General features: G+C 61.6%; 19 protein-coding genes. 12 read left to right on the forward strand and 7 right to left on the reverse strand.

What is annotated here, in order from left to right:
* Positions 1-88: 88 nt before the first annotated feature.
* On the forward strand, positions 89-694 hold the full coding sequence (locus GLS_RS12260) for a hypothetical protein (protein ID WP_041112436.1): 606 nt from the start codon (positions 89-91) through the stop codon (positions 692-694).
* A gap of 45 nt (positions 695-739) precedes the next feature.
* On the opposite strand, the gene lexA is transcribed toward GLS_RS12260, so the two are convergent.
* A complete protein-coding gene (gene lexA, locus GLS_RS12265; protein ID WP_024716897.1) occupies positions 740-1,456 on the reverse strand; it encodes a transcriptional repressor LexA in 717 nt (238 codons plus the stop codon).
* A gap of 305 nt (positions 1,457-1,761) precedes the next feature.
* On the opposite strand from lexA, the gene rpmG reads away from it, so the two are divergent.
* Complete coding sequence (gene rpmG, locus GLS_RS12270; RefSeq protein ID WP_011253780.1) at positions 1,762-1,929, forward strand: 50S ribosomal protein L33; 168 nt, start codon at positions 1,762-1,764, stop codon at positions 1,927-1,929.
* Between the two features lie 83 nt (positions 1,930-2,012).
* Here the strand turns inward: rpmG and GLS_RS12275 are convergent, their stop codons facing one another.
* Together GLS_RS12275 and eno are read right to left on the reverse strand one after the other, a co-directional pair.
* Positions 2,013-2,342, reverse strand: a complete 330-nt coding sequence (locus GLS_RS12275; RefSeq protein ID WP_041112437.1) for an FtsB family cell division protein — start codon at positions 2,340-2,342, stop codon at positions 2,013-2,015.
* A 141-nt stretch (positions 2,343-2,483) separates the two neighbouring features.
* Positions 2,484-3,764 (reverse strand): phosphopyruvate hydratase, encoded by a 1,281-nt coding sequence (gene eno, locus GLS_RS12280; protein WP_011253782.1) that lies wholly within the window; start codon positions 3,762-3,764, stop codon positions 2,484-2,486.
* 102 nt (positions 3,765-3,866) lie between these two features.
* Here eno and GLS_RS12285 point away from each other — a divergent pair, with 102 nt between their 5' ends.
* Positions 3,867-4,343: a DUF3429 domain-containing protein gene (locus GLS_RS12285; protein ID WP_024716898.1), complete on the forward strand. Its 477-nt coding sequence runs from the start codon at positions 3,867-3,869 to the stop codon at positions 4,341-4,343.
* Here GLS_RS12285 and kdsA read toward each other — a convergent pair.
* The 4 genes from kdsA to tpiA all read right to left on the reverse strand — a co-directional run bounded on the left by kdsA (position 4,340) and on the right by tpiA (position 8,034).
* Positions 4,340-5,164: a 3-deoxy-8-phosphooctulonate synthase gene (kdsA, locus tag GLS_RS12290; protein WP_041112438.1), complete on the reverse strand. Its 825-nt coding sequence runs from the start codon at positions 5,162-5,164 to the stop codon at positions 4,340-4,342. The genes GLS_RS12285 and kdsA overlap by 4 nt on opposite strands.
* Positions 5,161-6,792 (reverse strand): CTP synthase, encoded by a 1,632-nt coding sequence (locus tag GLS_RS12295; RefSeq protein WP_011253785.1) that lies wholly within the window; start codon positions 6,790-6,792, stop codon positions 5,161-5,163. Before GLS_RS12295 ends, kdsA begins: the two co-directional genes overlap by 4 nt.
* Before the next feature lie 103 nt (positions 6,793-6,895).
* On the reverse strand, positions 6,896-7,237 hold the full coding sequence (gene secG / locus GLS_RS12300) for a preprotein translocase subunit SecG (protein WP_011253786.1): 342 nt from the start codon (positions 7,235-7,237) through the stop codon (positions 6,896-6,898).
* The gene (gene tpiA / locus GLS_RS12305; RefSeq protein ID WP_080691972.1) at positions 7,234-8,034 is read right to left on the reverse strand and encodes a triose-phosphate isomerase; all 801 of its coding nucleotides are present in this window, start codon (positions 8,032-8,034) and stop codon (positions 7,234-7,236) included. Before tpiA ends, secG begins: the two co-directional genes overlap by 4 nt.
* A 200-nt stretch (positions 8,035-8,234) precedes the next feature.
* Here tpiA and GLS_RS12310 point away from each other — a divergent pair, with 200 nt between their 5' ends.
* From GLS_RS12310 to lpdA, 9 genes are all read left to right on the forward strand, one after another.
* Positions 8,235-10,172 (forward strand): peptidylprolyl isomerase, encoded by a 1,938-nt coding sequence (locus GLS_RS12310; protein ID WP_041112440.1) that lies wholly within the window; start codon positions 8,235-8,237, stop codon positions 10,170-10,172.
* The gene (trpE, locus tag GLS_RS12315; RefSeq protein ID WP_041112441.1) at positions 10,172-11,584 is read left to right on the forward strand and encodes an anthranilate synthase component I; all 1,413 of its coding nucleotides are present in this window, start codon (positions 10,172-10,174) and stop codon (positions 11,582-11,584) included. The genes GLS_RS12310 and trpE overlap by 1 nt, the downstream gene beginning before the upstream one ends.
* 58 nt (positions 11,585-11,642) lie before the next feature.
* Positions 11,643-12,239, forward strand: coding sequence for an anthranilate synthase component II (locus GLS_RS12320; RefSeq protein WP_041112442.1), 597 nt, complete (start codon positions 11,643-11,645; stop codon positions 12,237-12,239).
* Positions 12,236-13,327, forward strand: a complete 1,092-nt coding sequence (gene trpD, locus GLS_RS12325; RefSeq protein WP_041112443.1) for an anthranilate phosphoribosyltransferase — start codon at positions 12,236-12,238, stop codon at positions 13,325-13,327. Before GLS_RS12320 ends, trpD begins: the two co-directional genes overlap by 4 nt.
* Positions 13,324-14,250, forward strand: a complete 927-nt coding sequence (trpC, locus tag GLS_RS12330) for an indole-3-glycerol phosphate synthase TrpC (protein WP_011253791.1) — start codon at positions 13,324-13,326, stop codon at positions 14,248-14,250. Before trpD ends, trpC begins: the two co-directional genes overlap by 4 nt.
* Positions 14,251-14,403: 153 nt before the next feature.
* Complete coding sequence (pdhA, locus tag GLS_RS12335; protein WP_011253792.1) at positions 14,404-15,408, forward strand: pyruvate dehydrogenase (acetyl-transferring) E1 component subunit alpha; 1,005 nt, start codon at positions 14,404-14,406, stop codon at positions 15,406-15,408.
* Positions 15,409-15,411: 3 nt separating this feature from the next.
* The gene (locus tag GLS_RS12340) at positions 15,412-16,779 is read left to right on the forward strand and encodes a pyruvate dehydrogenase complex E1 component subunit beta (RefSeq protein ID WP_041112444.1); all 1,368 of its coding nucleotides are present in this window, start codon (positions 15,412-15,414) and stop codon (positions 16,777-16,779) included.
* A gap of 5 nt (positions 16,780-16,784) precedes the next feature.
* On the forward strand, positions 16,785-18,014 hold the full coding sequence (locus tag GLS_RS12345) for a pyruvate dehydrogenase complex dihydrolipoamide acetyltransferase (protein ID WP_041112445.1): 1,230 nt from the start codon (positions 16,785-16,787) through the stop codon (positions 18,012-18,014).
* A 3-nt stretch (positions 18,015-18,017) separates the two neighbouring features.
* Complete coding sequence (gene lpdA / locus GLS_RS12350; protein WP_041112446.1) at positions 18,018-19,424, forward strand: dihydrolipoyl dehydrogenase; 1,407 nt, start codon at positions 18,018-18,020, stop codon at positions 19,422-19,424.
* The last annotated feature ends 4 nt before the right edge of the window (positions 19,425-19,428 follow it).

The following is a 19,428-nucleotide window of genomic DNA, read 5'->3' on the forward strand; positions in this document are numbered from 1 at the left end:
AGAATTATGGATGTCTTTGACTGTCTTCATCTGGCGCTCCGTTACAAGGACCGCTAAAGGTCATTTATTGACCTTGTGGGAGTAAGAAATGCGGAAGGCCGCTCTGCTGGCACTACCTCTCGCTCTGAGCGGCTGTTCAGGCATGGGCAAGTATATCCGTGACACCATGGTGTGGACGGCGCTCGACAACCCCAATGGTCCACACGGCGACAGTGAGAATATTCACCGTGCCCGTGGCGAGAAATACGCTGAAACCCCGATTTTCCCTGAAGGCGGCAATATCTGGCCTGGTGCCCCACAGCCCCTTCCGACCCTCAAGGACGTCGAAAACCCCGACAGCACGTTCAGTCATGCCCTCGGAGACCCGGCAACCTATTTCGGCGGCGCAGCTCTCGACGAGAATTTCATGGGTGGCATTGGCAGCAAGGGCGCTCTGGGCGCTTCCGGCCAGCAGCTCATGCAGGGGCAGAGCATGTCGGTCGGCGAAAGCGCCGATACCCATCAGGGTGTGAGCCGGGACCGCAGCCATGTCATTCCGACATTGCCATCCTCGGTCCCCGATAGCGCTACCCGTTTCCTGAACAAGAATCCAAGCAAGACCATCGTCATTCCGAATGGTGACGGCACGAGCACGCTGATTGCGCCAGATGGCAGCGTGAAAGTCGTACGCGGCACCCCCGCTGCGCCGCAATAACAGGGTTTCTGACGGCTCCTGAAGCCGTCAGCAGTAACCCTGGTTTCAGTACTGCCGGAAAAGCGCGACCAGACGGCCCTGAATATGGACGCGCTCCGCCGGGAAGATGCGGGTTTCGTAGTCCCTGTTGGCCGCTTCCAGCGCAATCATCGATCCGCGACGACGCAGCTTCTTGAGCGTCACTTCCTGCTCGTCGATCAGGGCGACGATGATCTGTCCGTTTTCCGCAGTTTCGCGTCGCCGGATGATGGCGATGTCACCATCCAGAATGCCCGCTTCGATCATCGAATCACCCGCAACCGTCAGGGCATAATGCTCGCCGGTACCCAGAAGCGAGACCGGCACGTCAATCCGGTCGCTGTCATCCTGCATGGCCTCGATCGGGAGGCCGGCTGCAATACGTCCATAGAGCGGGATGCTGACAGTCTGGCGGTCGTTGGCGACGCTGGCTTCTGAGAACGCACCCTCAAGACCCGTCTGTCCCTGGTTGAGAACAGCCGGGACGAACGCGGTCCCCGTGCCGGTAGCGGCCGGTGCCTCGGTTCCCATGTGTGGCAGACGCAGCACTTCGAGCGCACGGGCACGATGATGGTGACGACGCAGAAAGCCGCGTTCTTCCAGAGCGGAAATCAGCCGATGGATGCCAGACTTTGAGCGAAGCTCAAGAGCATCCTTCATTTCATCGAAAGAAGGGGAATAGCCCGTCCGGCGAAGATGGTCGTCGATATATAGCAAAAGCTGGTGCTGCTTGCGGGTCAGCATACAGGCGCTCCCATGCGCCTCGGCGGAGGCAGGTCGGAAAACAAGGTGCAGAATGAAAGCCATCCCGCATTTGTTCCTTATAGGTTCCTGTCTGTTGCCTCACAAGCGAAAGAGAGGGGCTCACACGATGGCCTGATAAGATTCCTTCAGGCTGAAAGTCCCTGAAAGCGCAGGAAAACCCCGAAATTATACGTCAGGGCCTTGACCTGCGGACCACAAATCAGCATGGTGCGCCCAATCTAGAGATCAACATGCTGCATCGACACCTTCGAGCGGCATCAGTATGGCGAAAGCCCGAGGGTATCATGGGAAAGAGCAACGTTATTCAGATCCGGCTCGTTTCGTCCGCCGAAACCGGCTACTTCTACGTCACGAAGAAGAATGCCCGTTCCGCTACGGGAAAGATGGAAGTGCGCAAGTACGACCCGGTTGCACGCAAGCACGTCGTGTTCCGCGAAGCCAAGATCAAGTAAGACTGTTTCGACAGTCTTCATGAAAAAAGCGGCCTTCTGGCCGCTTTTTTTGTATCTGCAGAACCGGATTTCCTAGCCGCTGCTCAGAACAGCTTGTCGTGAGGACCGTAAGGGACAACCAGATCACCGCTGCGCGTCAGGTTCATCGTGGCACGGGCCCGCTCATCCAGCATATCGGCGTCCAGCGCCTTTTCCTTGAGAGCAACGACACGCCGACGCCAGACATTCTGCTCGTCGTCGGCATCCTGCCGAGCCTGAAGGGCATCCTTCTGAAGCTGCATCTGTTCCTGATAGGCGTGAATACCGTGAGCGCCGTGAAGGGCGTTCCATCCGAAATAAGCCGTCAGGGACAGGAAGAAAGCTGGGGGAGCAACGGCGCGGACACCACGCTTGATGAGCCGGATCAGTGTCACGTCGTGAGAACTCCGTTCTGAGGGACTACTTCAGTTTATATCAGTCAATCGTGACCAGACAATGAAGGATGCGAGGATCTTTCACGTCCGGACCTGAAAAAACGGCCCCGTTCCCGAAGGACATGAGGCCGTTGTGCAATCTCAGGAGTTCTTGAGAATGCTGCGGCCGGCATAGCGCGCGGCGCTGCCGAGCTGCTGCTCGATCCGGATGAGCTGATTGTACTTCGCCGTGCGGTCCGAGCGGGAAAGGGAGCCCGTCTTGATCTGTCCACAGTTCGTGGCGACGGCGAGGTCGGCAATCACGGAATCTTCCGTCTCGCCCGAGCGATGGCTCATGACGCAGGCGTAACCGGCCTTATGTGCGGTTTCGACAGCTTCGAGCGTCTCGGTCAGCGTGCCGATCTGGTTAACCTTGACGAGCAGGGCGTTACCCGTGCCGGCCTTGATGCCACGGCGCAGGCGCTCGGGGTTGGTTACGAACAGATCGTCGCCAACAAGCTGAAGCTTCTTGCCCAGACGGGTCGTAAGCTCTGCCCAGCCTTCCCAGTCGTCTTCCGCCAGACCGTCCTCGATGGAGACGATCGGGTAACGGTTGGCCAGATCCTCAAGGTAGGAAATCATGCCCGAAGCATCGAATTCCTTGCCTTCACCCTTCAGGTTGTACCGGCCATCCGCATAGAACTCCGTGGCAGCACAGTCGAGCGCGAAGGTCACATCCTCACCAAGCTTGTAGCCCGCAGCCTCAACGGATTTTGCAATAAATCCAAGAGCTTCGTCAGCAGACTTCAGGTTCGGTGCGAAGCCGCCTTCATCGCCGACATTGGTGTTGTACCCGGCTTCGGACAGACCTTTCTTCAGGCGCGCAAAGATTTCCGAGCCCATACGGATGGCATCCGCGACCGTCGGAGCACCGACTGGCTGGATCATGAATTCCTGGATGTCGATCGGATTGTCGGCATGCTCGCCGCCATTGACGATGTTCATCATCGGCACCGGCAGGAGATGGGCATAGGCGCCACCGACATAGCGGTACAGCGGCAGCTCCAGTTCCTCGGCCGTGGCCTTGGCGACTGCAAGGGAAACGCCCAGGATGGCATTTGCACCCAGACGGGATTTGTTAGGGGTCCCGTCCAGATCGATCATCGCGTTGTCGATGGCGATCTGATCTTCCGATTCGGCGCCCTGGAGCACTTCGAGGATGTCGTTTTCAACGTGGCTGCAGGCCTTCAGGACGCCCTTGCCTCCGTAGCGGGACTTGTCACCATCGCGCAGCTCCACGGCTTCATGGGCGCCTGTAGAGGCACCGGACGGGACAGCAGCGCGGCCGCGGGCACCCGAGGACAGCTCGACCTCGACCTCGACGGTGGGATTGCCGCGGCTGTCCAGGATTTCGCGGGAGGTGATATCAACGATGGCGCTCAATGGAAGCTCTCCTGGAGATGCGTGAACCGGGGTGGCTCGTGACCGTTCGGAATGAAACAGCTATTTCAAGTCTCAAAATCACGCCGTGAGGTCAACGACGACATGCGTCTTCCTTTTCCCGTTTTCGTGCTCGGCATTGCCGGACTGATCCCCTTCATGACGCTTGGCGGGTGGATCTTTCTGGCCGGACTGTTCGCGCCGCTGCCACATCTGAAGATCATTCTGCTGGCGTACGGGGCCTGCATCCTGTCATTTCTGGGAGCCGTGCACTGGGGGCTGGCCATGGAACGGCCGGACATCATCACCGTTGGCGGCACATCGCAGCGGGACCGTCAGCGTCTCGTGCTGGGCGTCTGCCCTGCGCTGTGGGCATGGCTGTCGCTATGCGTGGGTGTACTGGGGCATGTCCGTGCCGGTTTCGGGCTGGAAATCATCGGTTTTGTCGGGACGTTCCTCGTGGAACGGGAAGCCTGGAGGAAAGGCGCTCTTCCCCCAGGTTATCTGCCGCTTCGCACAGGGCTGACGGCTATTGCGGTGCTGAGCCTGTTTCTGGCGGCTCTGGCCCCGTCGGGCACTTAGACCAGAAAGGACTTCGCCAAAGCGTCAAAGGCTTTCAGACGCGTCAGGAGACCATGCATTTCACTGAGCGGAACCATGGTCGGGCCATCGCTCGGAGCGTGGTCCGGGTCCTGATGCGTCTCGATGAAAACGGCAGCCACGCCAATGGACAGGGCAGCGCGGGCCAGTGGTTCAACGAATTCACGCTGCCCACCCGTTGACGCACCAAGCCCCCCCGGCTGCTGAACCGAGTGTGTGGCGTCGAACACGACCGGATAACCGGTCTGCGCCATGACCGGCAGGCCACGCATGTCGCTCACAAGCGTGTTGTAACCGAAGCTCGTACCGCGGTCGCAGAGCATGATGCGCTCATTGCCTGTGGATGCGATCTTCGCCGCAACATTCGCCATGTCCCACGGTGCGAGGAACTGGCCCTTCTTGATGTTGATGGCGCGACCGGTTTTTCCCGCAGCCAGTAGCAGATCCGTCTGGCGGCACAGGAAGGCTGGGATCTGAAGAACATCCACCGCCTGGGCAGCAGGCGCGCACTGCTCTGCAGTATGGACGTCCGTCAGGACAGGAACGCCGAATCGTTCCCGGATGCTGGCGAGAATATCCAGACCGGCATCCATGCCCACACCACGCGCAGCGTTGACCGAACTGCGGTTCGCCTTGTCGAAGCTGCTTTTGTAGATCAGACCAATTCCCAGCTCACGGCACAGGCTGGAAATGGCGTCGGCCATTTCCGTTGCGTGCTCGCGGGATTCGATCTGGCAGGGACCAGCGATCAGCGTGAAGGGCTGATCCTGGCCGACCGTAAGGTCTCCGATCCGGAAGCTCACTTGCGGTGAGCCTCCTTGACGGCCGCGGCGATGAAGCCCGCGAACAGCGGATGCGGGTCGAAAGGCTTGGAGAGCAGTTCCGGATGGTACTGCACGGCCACGAACCATGCGTGATCCGGGTATTCGACCACTTCCGGCAGCACGCCGTCAGGAGACAGGCCGGAGAAGCGCAGGCCCGTCTTTTCGAGACGGTCCTTGTAGTGCGCATTGACCTCCCAGCGGTGACGATGGCGCTCGCGGATTTCCGTGCGGCCGTAGATTTCCGCCACGCGGGAGCCCGGAACCAGTTTGGCCGGGTAGGCACCCAGACGCATCGTACCGCCCAGATCGCCACCTTCGCGACGACGGAGCATTTCGCTGCCACGGGCCCATTCGGTCATCAGGCCAACCAGCGGCTCGTCCGTAGGACCAAACTCGGTGGACGAGGCCTTGGGCAGACCCGCCAGCGAACGGGCACATTCGATCACGGCCATCTGCATGCCGAAGCAGATACCCAGGAACGGGATATTGTGCTCACGGGCATAGCGGACAGCCTGGATCTTGCCTTCCGCACCGCGCTCACCGAAGCCGCCTGGGACGAGGATGGCGTCCGCATCCTTCAGACGCTCGGCGATGTTGCCGTTCTTCTCGAACTCTTCCGATTCGATCCAGTCGAGCTTCACCTTCACATGGTTGGCGATGCCACCATGCAGCAGGGCTTCGGCCAGCGACTTGTAGCTGTCGAGCAGAGCCGTGTACTTGCCGACGATGGCCACGCGGACTTCGCCTTCGGGTTCGCGAATCGCATGGACGATCTTTTCCCAGCGCGAGAGGTCCGGCTTGCTGTCATAGGGCAGGTCAAAATAGCGCAAGACTTCCTGATCCATTCCCTCATTGTGATAGGAAATGGGGCAGGCATAGATCGTGTCCACGTCGAGCGCCGCGATGACGGCTTCCGGACGGACGTTGCAGAAGTTGGCGATCTTCCGGCGCTCGTTATCCGGAATGGGACGGTCCGAGCGGCACAGCAGCATCTGCGGCTGGATACCAACGTTCTGCAGTTCCTTGACGGAATGCTGCGTCGGCTTCGTCTTGAGTTCGCCGGCTGCCGGGATATAGGGCAGGAGGGTCAGGTGCACGCACATGGTCTGGGCGTGGCCGAGATCATTGCGCAGCTGACGGATGGCTTCGAGGAAGGGCAGGCTCTCGATGTCGCCGACCGTACCGCCGATTTCCACGAGGACGAAATCATAGTCGTCGGTACCCGTGACCACGACGTCCTTGATAGCATCCGTGATGTGCGGGATGACCTGTACGGTCCCGCCCAGATAGTCGCCGCGGCGTTCGCGGGCGATCACATCCGAATAGATCCGTCCCGTCGTGGTGTTGTCCGCACGTGACGCATGGACGCCCGTGAAGCGTTCATAGTGCCCGAGATCGAGGTCGGTTTCGGCCCCGTCATCGGTAATGAACACCTCACCGTGCTGGTACGGGCTCATGGTGCCCGGATCCACGTTGAGATAGGGGTCCAGTTTGCGCATGCGGACCTTGTATCCGCGCGCCTGGAGGAGAGCAGCGAGGGCCGCTGAAGCGATGCCCTTGCCGAGAGAAGATACCACACCGCCGGTGATGAATACGAAACGCGTCATGGGCGGTCTTCATACACTGCCGACATGGGGCAGGGGAAGCGAAGAGACGCGTCTGTTGAAAAGATCCCCGTTAAAAAGTTTGAACGGGGATTTTCAGCCCCGATCAGTGAGCAGGTGCGGGAGCCGGAGCGGCAGGTGCAGCCGGGGTTGTGGTGGTGGTCGTCTGGGTGGCGGCAGGCGGTTCGGCCAGAATGTCATGCGAGCCGACGCCGGAAGAGGCGCCACGGTTCATGACGGCCAGCACCAGACACAGCAGCATGAAGATGCCGGCGAGAACGGACGTGGCACGCGTCAGCAGCGTTGCCGTTCCACGGCCGCTCATGAAGGAGCCCATGCCCTGGCCGCTGCCAATGCCGAGGCCGCCGCCTTCGCTGCGCTGGATCAGGATCACCCCGATCAGCGCCAGTGTGACCAGCAGGTTGAGAGCAAGCAGAAGAGTGGTCATGAACGATAGGGTCCGGACAATGGTTGGGACGTCAGGCGGAAAGATGCCGCTTCAGCGATGCGCAGGAAGCTCTCTGCTTCCAGACTGGCACTGCCGACCAGCACCCCGCCAAGCGACCCGATGGAAAAAATGGTCGGCGCCTGAGCCGGTGTGACGGAGCCGCCATACAGGATTGGCACACGAATGTCATCCGTCTTGAGACGGGACTGCAACAGTCCATGCAGGAGAGAGAGGGTTCTCTCGAGCTCGTCGATGGGCGGGATCGTGCCGCTTCCGATGGCCCAGACGGGCTCGTAAGCCAGGATACCGGTAAAGTCGTCGGTCAACGATCCCTCGACCTGCGTGGCCAGAACGGTGGTCGTCCGGCCTTCGAGACGCTCCTGCATCGTCTCGCCGATACAGACGATGGGAATGAGGCCCGCAGCTTCGGCAGCTTCGACCTTCTGGCGAATCAGGACATCGGTTTCGCCATGGGCCTGACGCCGTTCGGAATGACCGAGGATGACATAGCGGACGCCAAGGTCGGCCAGCATTTCAGCCGAGATGTCCCCGGTGTGGGGCCCCGAAGATGTCGTATGACAGTCCTGCGCGCCAAGACGCAGCGGCGTCGCCGGACCTTCGGCATTGATGATGCCATGCACGCTGGCGAGCTGGGTGAAGGGTGGGCACAGGACGAGCCGCACGTCATCGGGGAGGGACTGCGCGCCCTCGGCGACGGCACGGGCCAGACGGCCGGACTGCTCCCGCAATCCGTGCATCTTCCAGTTTCCAACGACAAGCCTGGGTGATGGGGGCACTCTTCCTCCTTGATGATGACGCCCTGAAGAATGGCGGCGTTACCGGTGTATGCTCAGTGTCTGCGACCGGCTGAATGCCGCAAGGTCGCACTCGTTCCGGTCTGCTTCTGGTCAAGCCGTTCTCACGACATTATGGTGCGGCAAGTCTAGCGGGCCTTTTGTGTCCGCACCATCCCGTCATCCGGATCTGCCCTGACCCTATGATTACCACGCTCCGCCACCTCTTTGTTGACTCCTGGGCCGGCCGTGCCGCCGCGCTGCTGATCTTTCTGGCCTTCATCGGCTGGGGCGTGGGAGATGTGTATTCCAACATGGGCACGGCAAGCTCCAACGAAGTCGTGCGCGTCGGCGATCGCAGCATAACGCCGGATGATTTCAGCCGCGCGCTCTCGGCGCAGCTTCCCGAAGTCGCCAGGCGGATCGGGCTTGCCGACCCGTCCAAACTCCCCAAGGGCGAGGTCGAGCAGATCGCACGGCAGACGCTTCAAAACCTTGTGATCCAGAACGAGACCCAGCTTGCCGCCGCCCGTGCAGGCATGATGGTTCCTGATGATCTGGTGCGGCAGGAAGTCTTTGCCATTCCGGCGTTTCACAATGCCGCCGGACAGTTCGACCGGAGCGTCTTCAATGACCGTCTGACCCGGATCGGACTGTCCGAGGGCAAGCTGCTCCAGGCCATCCGCGAGGACATCGCTTCACGCGGGCTTCTGCAGGGCATGGGGCAGTCCGTTATCGCGCCGCCCTCCCTGACGGACCGGATGCTGTCCTTCGATGCAAGCCAGCGCGTCTTCGATCTGGTTCAGATCCCGTTTGCAAGCGGTGTCGTTGCCGCTGCGCCGACGGATGACCAGCTTCACCGTTTCTATGACAACCACCCGCAGATGTTCCGCACGACGGAATACCGCCATGCGAAAATGGTCGTCATGACGCCGGACAGCGTGGCGAAGACGATCGAGGTTCCCGACGACGTCCTGCACCGCCTCTATGATTTTCAGGCCCGCACCTTCGACATGCCCGAGACGCGGACGCTTCAGGTCCTGACCTTCACCGATCAGGCAAAGGCCGATGCGGCTGCAACGGCCTGGAAGAGCGGAACGTCCTGGGACGATATCCAGAAGAAGTTCCCCGAAGCTGCTGCGGTGTCCCTGCCGTCCGTGCGTCAGAGCGACATTCCGAACCCCGAGCTCGCCAAGGCGGCATTCGCAGCACCGTCCGACCGCATCTCCGGACCGGAAAAGACCGGCATGGGCTGGGTCGTCTTCAACATCACGGCCATCACCGCGCCCCACAAAACGACCTTCGAACAGGCTAAGGACGGTCTGAAGACGCAAGTCCAGACCCAGGAAGCCGGGGAGGCGCTTCAGGCCCGCCAGAAGCAGTTTCAGGATGCGGTTGCCGGATCTTCGACACTGGAGCAGATCCCGAGCGATCTCGGGGCCGTTCCCGCATCCGGCACGCTGGATTCAAACGGCCTGACACAGGACGGTCTGCCTGCCCCCATCCCGGGCGACGCGGCCCTGCGCCAGGCGATCATCCACCAGATCTTCACCCAGTCCAAAGGTGCCCAGCCGACCGTCATCAATGGTCCGAACGGCACGGCGTTCTCCCTACTCGTCGATGAAGTACATCCGGGTACGCTCAAGCCGTTCGACAGCGTGCGCGATCAGGTCGTGCAGGCCTGGACAGCTGATCAGAAGCGCCACGCTGCGGATCTGCGGGCAACCGCGCTGTTCAATGCCGCCAAGGCGGGAACGCTGCGCAAGGCTGTTGAGGGGCAGGCCGAAGCCTCGGCCCTGCGTCAGGACGTTGCCGTGTCGCGGGTTCATCCGGACCAGAGCCTGCCGCAGAATGTCCTGCGCGGTGTCTTCGGTCTCAAGCCGGGAACGAGCGGCATGTTCGAATCCCCCGATGCATTCTGGCTGGTCAACGTGACGGCAGACAAGCCGGCCTCGGCAGAGGACATGAAAAGCCTGGGCAACCAGCTTTCGGACGAATACCTGCAGTCCATGCGTTCCGACATCCCGGTGGCCCTGAATGCGGCCATAGAAAAGGCGGTTCCGCCGTCGCACATCAACATGGCGCTCTATAATCAGGTCGTGACTGCGGCCGCGCCGGCAGCAGGAAACGGGGCGCAGTAATGGGCATTGTCTACAGCATCGAGGCCGCCGATCTTCTGACGCCTGTCTCGGCCTTTCTGCGTCTCTCGAAACTGTCGGACGATCCGTACCGGCTGCTGTTTGAAAGCGTCGAAGGCGGTGCGGCCCGCGGGCGTTATTCCGTAATCGCGCTTCTGCCGGATCTGGTCTGGAAGTGCCGGGACGGGAAGGTGACGCTGGACGGCAAGCCCGTTGGCGGCGTACCGCTCGAGACCCTGAAGACCATCGTGGATGAGAGCCAGATGGAGCTTCCGGCCGGAATGCCGCCGATGATCGGCGGCGTGTTCGGCGTGCTGGGTTACGACATGGTGCGCCAGATGGAGCGCCTGCCGAACGCCCCGGTCAACGATCTGGGACTGCCGGAAGGGATCATGATCCGTCCGCGCCTGTTCGCGGTCTTCGATTCCGTGCGGGACGAGCTTACGCTGGCCGTGCCGGTGCGCGGCGAGACGACGGATGCGGAGGCGCATGCGCTTCTCGATCAGGCACGGGCCGCTCTGGCCGCCCCGCTGGGAGATGCGCGCGAAACGCTGCCGGCTGGCACGGAACTGGCGCCCCCGACATCGAACATGACGCAGCAGCAGTTCGAGGATCACATCCGCAAGGCGCAGGACTATATCGCTGCGGGCGATGCATTCCAGATCGTGCCGAGCCAGCGCTTCACGACACCATTCCCGCTGTCACCGCTCTCGCTCTATCGCAGCCTGCGCCGCGTCAATCCGGCGCCGTTCCTGTTCGTGATGGAGCTTGAGGATTACGCTCTGGTCGGATCGTCTCCGGAAATCCTCGTGCGTCTGCGCAACGGCGAGGTCACGGTACGTCCGCTGGCGGGCACACGCCCGCGCGGAGCGGACCGCGAAGAGGATCTGGCTCTGGAAAAGGAGCTTCTGGCCGACCGCAAGGAACTGGCCGAGCATCTGATGCTGATCGATCTGGGGCGCAACGATGTGGGGCGTGTTTCACAGCTCGGAACCGTCGAGGTTCCGGAGAAATTCGTCATCGAGCGCTACAGCCACGTCATGCATATTTCCTCGACCGTGACCGGCCGCATCAAGGGCGGCAAAACCGCGATGGATGCACTTGTTGCAGCTTTCCCGGCCGGGACCCTGACGGGCGCCCCCAAGATCCGTGCAATGGAAATCATCGACGAACTGGAACCGACACGCCGCGGGCCGTATTCCGGCTGCGTCGGGTATTTCGGGGCGGACGGGGAAATGGATACCTGCATCGGGCTGCGCATGGCCGTTCTCAAGGGCGGGAACATGTATGTGCAGGCCGGCTGCGGCGTCGTGGCGGACAGCGATCCGAACGCCGAGTTCCGTGAGACGCAGGCGAAGGCCCGCGCCTTGTTCCGGGCGGCGGAAATCGCCGTCGCAACGGCCGCGAAAGCCTGACAGAGCCTCGAAGCGCGATGTATTTGACGAAAACAGACACGGGGGTCATTCTGTTGCCATGATCCTTCTCATCGACAATTACGACAGCTTCACATTCAACATCGTCCACCATCTGGGTGCGCTTGGGGTTGAGTGTGATGTGCGGCGCAATGACGCGCTGAGTGTCGACGAGGCCCTGGCGCTCAATCCGTCCGCAATTGTGATCTCGCCAGGCCCTGGTGCCCCGGCCGAGGCCGGGATCTGCTGTGATCTGATCCGGGCGGCTGCGGGGAAGGTGCCGGTTTTTGGCGTATGCCTTGGCCATCAGGCGATCGGGCAGGTCTTCGGAGCAGAAGTCGTGCGGGCACCTGTGCCGATGCATGGCAAGATCAGCGCGGTGCATCATGACGGAACGGGCGTCTTTGCCGGGCTGCCGGAGCCGGTGGATGTGGTGCGCTATCACAGCCTGACGCTTGCCCCCGACAGCATTCCCGAAACGCTTGTGGTCAATGCCCGGACGGAAGACGGCGTCATCATGGGCGTGCGTCACCGCGACTATCCCGTGCATGGCGTCCAGTTCCATCCCGAAAGCATCGCATCTGTTGCAGGACGCGAGTTGCTGGCCAATTTCCTGAAAATTGCCGGTATTCCGGTCCTCGCCGCACAGGCCGCATGACTGTGAGCGCGGATTTCACGTCCCTTCTGCACAAGGCGGCCCTGGGACGGCAACTCGACAGTCATGAGGCGGAAACGGCTTTTCACGCCATCATGGCCGGCGAGGTCGATCCCGTTCAGCTTGCCGCTTTCCTGACCGCGCTGAAACTGCGTGGCGAAACCTTTGCCGAACTGACCGGAGCCGTTCAGGCGGTCCGTCATCACATGACGGTTCTGCCGGATGTGCCAGCCGGGGCGATTGATGTGTGCGGAACAGGCGGCGACGGCCTGAAGACACTGAATGTCTCCACAGCCGTAGCCTTCGTGCTGGCGGGACTTGGCGTTCCCGTGGCCAAGCATGGCAACCGCGCACTCTCATCTGCCACGGGTGCCACGGATGTTCTCGAAGTTCTGGGTATTCCGCCGACTGATGATCTGGAGCTTCAGGGGCGTCGGCTGCGCGAAGACGGCCTGGTCTTTCTGGCAGCCCCCCAGCATCATCCTGCGATGCGGCATGCGGCTCCCGTCCGAAAGGCACTGGGTTTCCGCACGCTGTTCAACCTGCTCGGGCCGCTGTGCAACCCCGCTCAGGTCCGCCATCAGCTGATCGGCGTGTTTGACGGAAACTGGTGCGAGCCAGTGGCGCGGGCGCTTGGCGCACTGGGCAGTTTATCGGTCTGGGTCGTGCATGGCTCGACCGAAGAAGGGGGAAGCGACGAGCTTACGCTTGCTGGCCCCTCCCAGGTTTCGGCGTGGCAGGATGACACCCTTTTTTCATTCGGGATCGAACCGGACATGGCCGGACTGGCTGCCGCACCGATTTCAGCCATCCGGGGCGGGGATGCGCAGGCCAATGCGGCTGCGCTTGTTGCCCTGCTGGATGGCGCGGGTGGCGCCTACCGGGATACGGTTCTTCTCAACGCCGCTGCGGCCCTGCATGTGGCAGGGCGCGGCGATATCGTGAAGGCCGGAGCGATTGACGTTCCGGCTTTCCGTCGCAATGTAGGAATGGCGGCAGACTCCATTGACCGGGGTCTTGCCCGTGCCGCGCTCGAGGCTGCGCGCATGTCAGCTCATTCCATTGCCCCCAAAGACGCAGGACGATCATGACATTCATGTACCATCGACCGGCGATGACATATTCGCCTGAGGGAACGGAACAGTTCCCGGACCCGGAAATTCCGGAAACGACGACCCCGCCCATCAAGGATCCCGAAGCGGAAACCGCGGCTGACCGCAGTGACGTTCTGGCCCGGATCTGTGCCCGCACCCGCGTGGACATCGAGCAGCGCTCCCAGATCATGTCCCTCAAGGAGATCACGGCACGCGCCCGGGAAGTCACGGTCCCGACACGGGGCTTCGGTCAGGCGCTCCAGCATCTCACAGCCGATCGTCAGGTCGGACTGATTGCCGAGATCAAGAAGGCGTCTCCGTCTGCCGGTATCCTGCGTCCGGACTACAATCCGGTCGAGATCGCGCAGGAATACCAGGCTGCCGGCGCCACCTGTCTTTCGGTACTGACGGAAGGCTCGTGCTTTCACGGCAGCACGGACGATATCCGGGCCGTGCGCGAAGCATGCAGCCTGCCGATCCTGCGCAAGGACTTCATTCTGGACCCGTGGCAGGTTCATGAAAGCCGCCTGATCGGGGCGGACTGCATCCTGCTGATCATGGCGATCCTGACGGAAACCCAGGCTGCCGAGCTAATCGCGATCGCCCGCGGGCTGGACATGGATGTCCTTCTGGAAGTCCATGACGAGGCCGAACTGAACCGGGCGCTGGCACTCGATACGTTCCTGATCGGGATCAACAACCGTAACCTGCGGACACTGAAGACCGACATCCAGACGACAATCGATCTTGCGCCGCTGGTGCCGCCGGATCGTCTGGTCGTCTCCGAAAGCGGCATCCGGACGCAGGACGACATGATGAAGGTCGGGGCGGTCGGAGCGAGCGCGGTTCTGGTGGGCGAGAGCCTGCTGCGTGAGCCCGACCCCGGCGTGGCCGCACGCCGTCTGCTCGGTTTCGTATGATCCCAGGCCGCCCTTCGGGGCGGTCTGATCCGTTTTTCCACGGCACATCCAGCAGGCCGGGACTTCCTCGAAAGCGGGGGCGTGGTCTGGCTTTTGGCGGGTTCTGCCGCTAAGAGCATGCAGGATTTTGTGCATTTCCATCAGGAGACCGTCATGGACGAGACACCGTCCGCTTCAGGCCGGAGCAACGGTCCGGCCCTTTCGCCGGAGACCATGAAGCGCGCTTACAGGGACATGCTTCTTGTCCGGCGCTTTGAGGAAAAGGCTGGCCAGCTTTACGGCATGGGTCTGATCGGCGGCTTCTGCCATCTGTATATCGGCCAGGAAGCCGTTGTGGTCGGGATCGGCCTCAACATGAAGCAGGGCGACAAGTCCATTACGTCCTATCGCGACCATGGGCAGATGCTCGTCGCGGGCATGACGCCGCGTGGTGTTATGGCGGAACTGACGGGCCGCTCCGGTGGATATTCGCACGGCAAGGGCGGTTCCATGCACATGTTCTCCCGTGAAAAGGAGTTCTATGGCGGCCATGGTATCGTCGGTGCACAGGTCGCACTCGGTACGGGTCTGGCCTTTGCGAACAAGTATCGCGGCACGGACGAGGTCTCGATCGTGTATTTCGGCGAGGGTGCGTCGGCACAGGGCCAGGTCTATGAGAGCTTCAATCTCGCGGCCCTGCACAAGCTGCCCTGCATCTATGTGATCGAGAACAACCGCTACGGCATGGGCACGTCCATCGAGCGCGCCTCGGCCTCCAAGGATCTGTCCCGCAATGGCGAGCCCTGGGGGATTGCCAGCCGCAAGGTGGACGGCATGGATATTTTTGCCGTGCATGAAGCCGCGCAGGAAGCCATGGAATACTGCCGCTCGGGCAAGGGACCGTTCCTGCTTGAGATGGAAACCTATCGCTATCGCGGGCACTCCATGTCCGATCCGGCGAAGTACCGCCAGCGTGCGGAAGTCGAGGAGATGCGTCGCACGCGCGATCCGATTGAGACGCTGAAGGCCGAAATGCTGCGCAGCGGCATTGAGGAGAGTGTCTTCAAGGACATTGAGACGGACGTGAAGGCCATCGTGGCGGACGCGACCGAATTTGCACAGACAAGCCCGGAGCCGGACGTGTCCGAACTCTGGACCGATATTCTGGTGGAGGCCTGATCCATGGCATCTCTGATTCTGATGCCGGCTCTCTCGCCGACCATGACCGAAGGGACGCTGGCCCGCTGGGTCAAGAAGGCCGGTGATACCGTTGCAGCCGGTGACGTGATTGCCGAGATCGAGACCGACAAGGCGACGATGGAAGTCGAAGCCGTGGACGAAGGTGTGATCGGTAAAACGCTGGTGGAAGAGGGCACACAGAACATCGCGGTCAACACGCCGATCGCCGTGCTTCTGGCAGAAGGCGAGGATGCTTCTGCGGCCGATAGTGTCGTGCGGTCTTCCGATCCGGCAGTCGGCGCGCCTGTCGCCATTGAAACACCGTCCGATCCGGCCATTACCGAAGCGCCGGAAGTGGCGCAGGCCGAGGATGATCGCGACTGGGGCGAAACCAGCGAGATCACCGTGCGTCAGGCGCTGCGTGATGCCATGGCGGCTGAACTGCGTCGTGATGAAGACGTATTCCTGATCGGCGAGGAAGTGGCGCAGTATCAGGGCGCGTACAAGATCAGCCAGGGTCTGCTGGAAGAGTTTGGCGAAAAGCGCGTCATCGACACGCCGATCACCGAGCATGGCTTCACGGGTATGGCCGTTGGTGCGGCGCTGACGGGGCTGAAGCCGATCGTCGAGTTCATGACCATGAACTTCTCGCTTCAGGCCATTGATCATATTATTAATTCCGCCGCCAAGACGCTGTATATGTCCGGTGGTCAGATGGGCTGCCCCATCGTATTCCGTGGACCGAACGGTGCAGCGGCCCGCGTGGGTGCCCAGCATTCGCAGTGTTTCGCAAGCTGGTACGCGCATATTCCGGGCCTGAAGGTGGTCGCTCCCTGGTCCGCCGCGGATGCGAAGGGGCTGCTCCGGGCGGCCATTCGTGATCCGAACCCGGTCATCGTGCTGGAAAACGAGATCCTTTACGGCCAGAAATTCCCGTGCCCGGTGGATGAAGATTTCATCCTGCCGATCGGTCGCGCGAAGATCGAGCGGGAAGGGACGGATGTGACGCTGGTGGCGTTCTCCATCATGGTTGGCGTGGCTCTGGAAGCCGCGGCAATCTTGGCGGATGAAGGCATCTCGGCCGAAGTCATCAACCTGCGTTCGATCCGTCCTCTGGACACTGAGACGATCGTGCGCAGCGTGAAGAAGACGAACCGGATCGTCTCCGTTGAGGAAGGCTGGCCGGTGGCGGGTATTGGTGCGGAAATCTGCACCGTGGCCGTCGAGCAGGCCTTTGACTGGCTCGATGCTCCGCCGGCACGTGTCTGCGGGCTCGACCTGCCGATGCCCTATGCGGCCAATCTCGAAAAACTGGCGCTTCCGAAACCTGAATGGGTTGTGGATGCCGTTCGCAAGCAGCTGCGGGACTGACAACGATGGCTACCGATATTCTGATGCCGGCGCTGTCGCCGACCATGACCGAGGGCAAACTGGCCCGCTGGCTTAAAGCCGAGGGCGATACCGTCTCCGCTGGCGACGTGATTGCCGAGATCGAGACCGACAAGGCGACCATGGAAGTAGAAGCCGTGGACGAGGGCATTCTTGGCCGCATCCTGATCCAGGAAGGCGTCGAAGGCATTCCCGTCAACACGCCGATCGCGGTTCTTGTGGAAGAGGGGGAGGCTGTGCCGGAAGCCTCTTCCACGCAGGCGCCAGCGGCCCCGAAAGCCGAGGCCGCTCCGGCCGTATCGACGGGGACTGCGCCTGCAAAAGCTGCGCCAGAAGAGAAAGGCGAACGAATTTTCGTCTCTCCGCTGGCCCGCCGCATGGCGCGTGAGCGAGGCATTGCCCTCGATGCACTGACGGGAAGCGGCCCGAACGGCCGTATTCTCAAGCGCGATGTGGAAAAGGGCGTGACGGCTCCGAAGACTGCGCCGAAAGCAGTTCCGTCAGCGACACCCGTTGCTGCTTCGGAAGAGACGGTGCGTCGCGTTCCGAACTCCACGATGCGCAAGGTCATTGCGCGGCGTCTGACGGAGTCCAAAACGCAGGTGCCGCATTTCTATGTCTCGGTCGATATCGAGTTGGATGCACTGCTGGAACTGCGTTCGAAGCTGAATGCCACTGCACAGGAAAACAGCTTCAAGATTTCCGTCAATGACATGATGATCAAGGCCGTTGCGCTAGCGCTGAAGAAGGTGCCGGGTGTGAACGTGCAGTTCACGGATGCCGAGACGCTGCATTTCGAAAATGTGGACATATCGATGGCTGTGTCGGTGCCGGACGGCCTGATCACGCCGATCATCCGCAACGCCGATCGCAAGTCCCTGCGCCAGATCAGCGTCGAAGCCAAGGATCTGGCCAAGCGCGCCCGTGCCGGAAAGCTCAAGCCCGAGGAATTCCAAGGCGGCACGTTCTCCATTTCCAACATGGGCATGTTCGGCGTGCGCGAGTTCGCGGCGATCATCAATCCGCCGCAGGCCGGTATTCTGGCGATTGCCTCGGGTGAGAAGCGGGCCGTGGTGCGTGGATCAGAAATTGCGGTTGCGACCGTGATGACGGCGACGCTTTCGGTCGATCACCGTGCCGTCGATGGCGCGCTTGGTGCCGAATGGCTTAATGCACTGCGCGATATCGTGCAGAACCCTTACACTCTGGTGGTCTGAACCATGTCCGATACGTTCGATCTGATTGTTGTTGGTGGCGGCCCCGGCGGCTATGTGGCGGCCCTTCGCGCCAGCCAGCTCGGCATGAGCGTGGCGATCGTGGAAAGCACGCATTTCGGCGGCGTATGCCTCAACTGGGGCTGCATTCCGACCAAGGCGCTTCTGCGGTCTTCGGAAATCCACCATCTGCTGCAGGAACTGGGGACGTTCGGGCTTTCCGCCGACAACATCTCGTTCGACCTGTCCAAGATCGTTGGCCGTTCACGCAGCATCGCACGCCGGATGGGCGGCGGTATTGCGCATCTGTTGAAGAAGGCCAAGGTCACGACCTTTGACGGTCGTGCAAAGCTGTCCGGCCGTTCGGGTGAGGCGCATCAGGTTGCCATCACCAAGGATGGCGCGGCGGTTGCCACCATCAAGGCGCCGCATGTCATCCTTGCAACGGGTGCGCGCGGTCGTCAGCTTCCGGGTCTTGAGACAGACGGCACCCTGATCTGGGGCGCACGCGAGGCCATGACGCCGAAGGAACTGCCCAAGCGGCTCCTCGTCATCGGTTCGGGCGCTATTGGAATCGAGTTTGCGTCCTTCTACCGGAACATGGGCAGCGAGGTCACGATTGCCGAAGTCGCGGACCGGATCCTGATTGCCGAAGACCCGGAAATCAGTGACGCTGCCCGCAAGGCTTTCGAGAAGCAGGGGATGAAGATCATCACCAGCGCGAAGGTCGGGCCGCTGAACAAGGGTGAAAACGAGGTCTCCACGACGATTGAGAGCCCGACGGGCAAGATCGATCTGACGGTGGATCGGGTTATCTGCGCGGTCGGTATCGTCGGCAATGTCGAGGATCTGGGGCTTGAGGGCACCAAGGTCCAGGTCGAGCGGACCCATATCGTCACGGACGGCTTCTGCCGCACCGGCGAACCGGGCATCTATGCGATCGGCGACGTTGCGGGTGCTCCGTGGCTGGCCCACAAGGCGAGCCATGAAGGCATCCTGTGCGTCGAGAAGATTGCGGGCCGTTCGCCGCAGCCGCTCCATCCGCTGAATATCCCGGGCTGTACCTATTCGCGTCCGCAGATCGCCTCTGTCGGGCTTAGCGAAGAGAAAGCCATTGCCGCCGGCCACAAGGTCAAGGTTGGGCGCTTCCCGTTCATTGCCAACGGCAAGGCCGTCGCGATGGGTGAGACGGACGGCATGGTCAAGACCGTGTTCGATGCCACGAGCGGCGAGCTTCTTGGCGCCCACATGATCGGCGCGGAAGTCACGGAAATGATCCAGGGCTACGTCATCACCCGCACAGGCGAACTGACGGAAGCGGAGCTGGTGGAGACGGTCTTCCCGCATCCGACCATTTCCGAAACCATGCATGAGGCAACTCTGGCGGCCTTCGACGGCCCGCTGCATATCTGAGCAT

Origin of the sequence: Gluconobacter oxydans DSM 3504 (assembly GCF_000583855.1) — a bacterium.
Classification (GTDB): domain Bacteria; phylum Pseudomonadota; class Alphaproteobacteria; order Acetobacterales; family Acetobacteraceae; genus Gluconobacter; species Gluconobacter oxydans.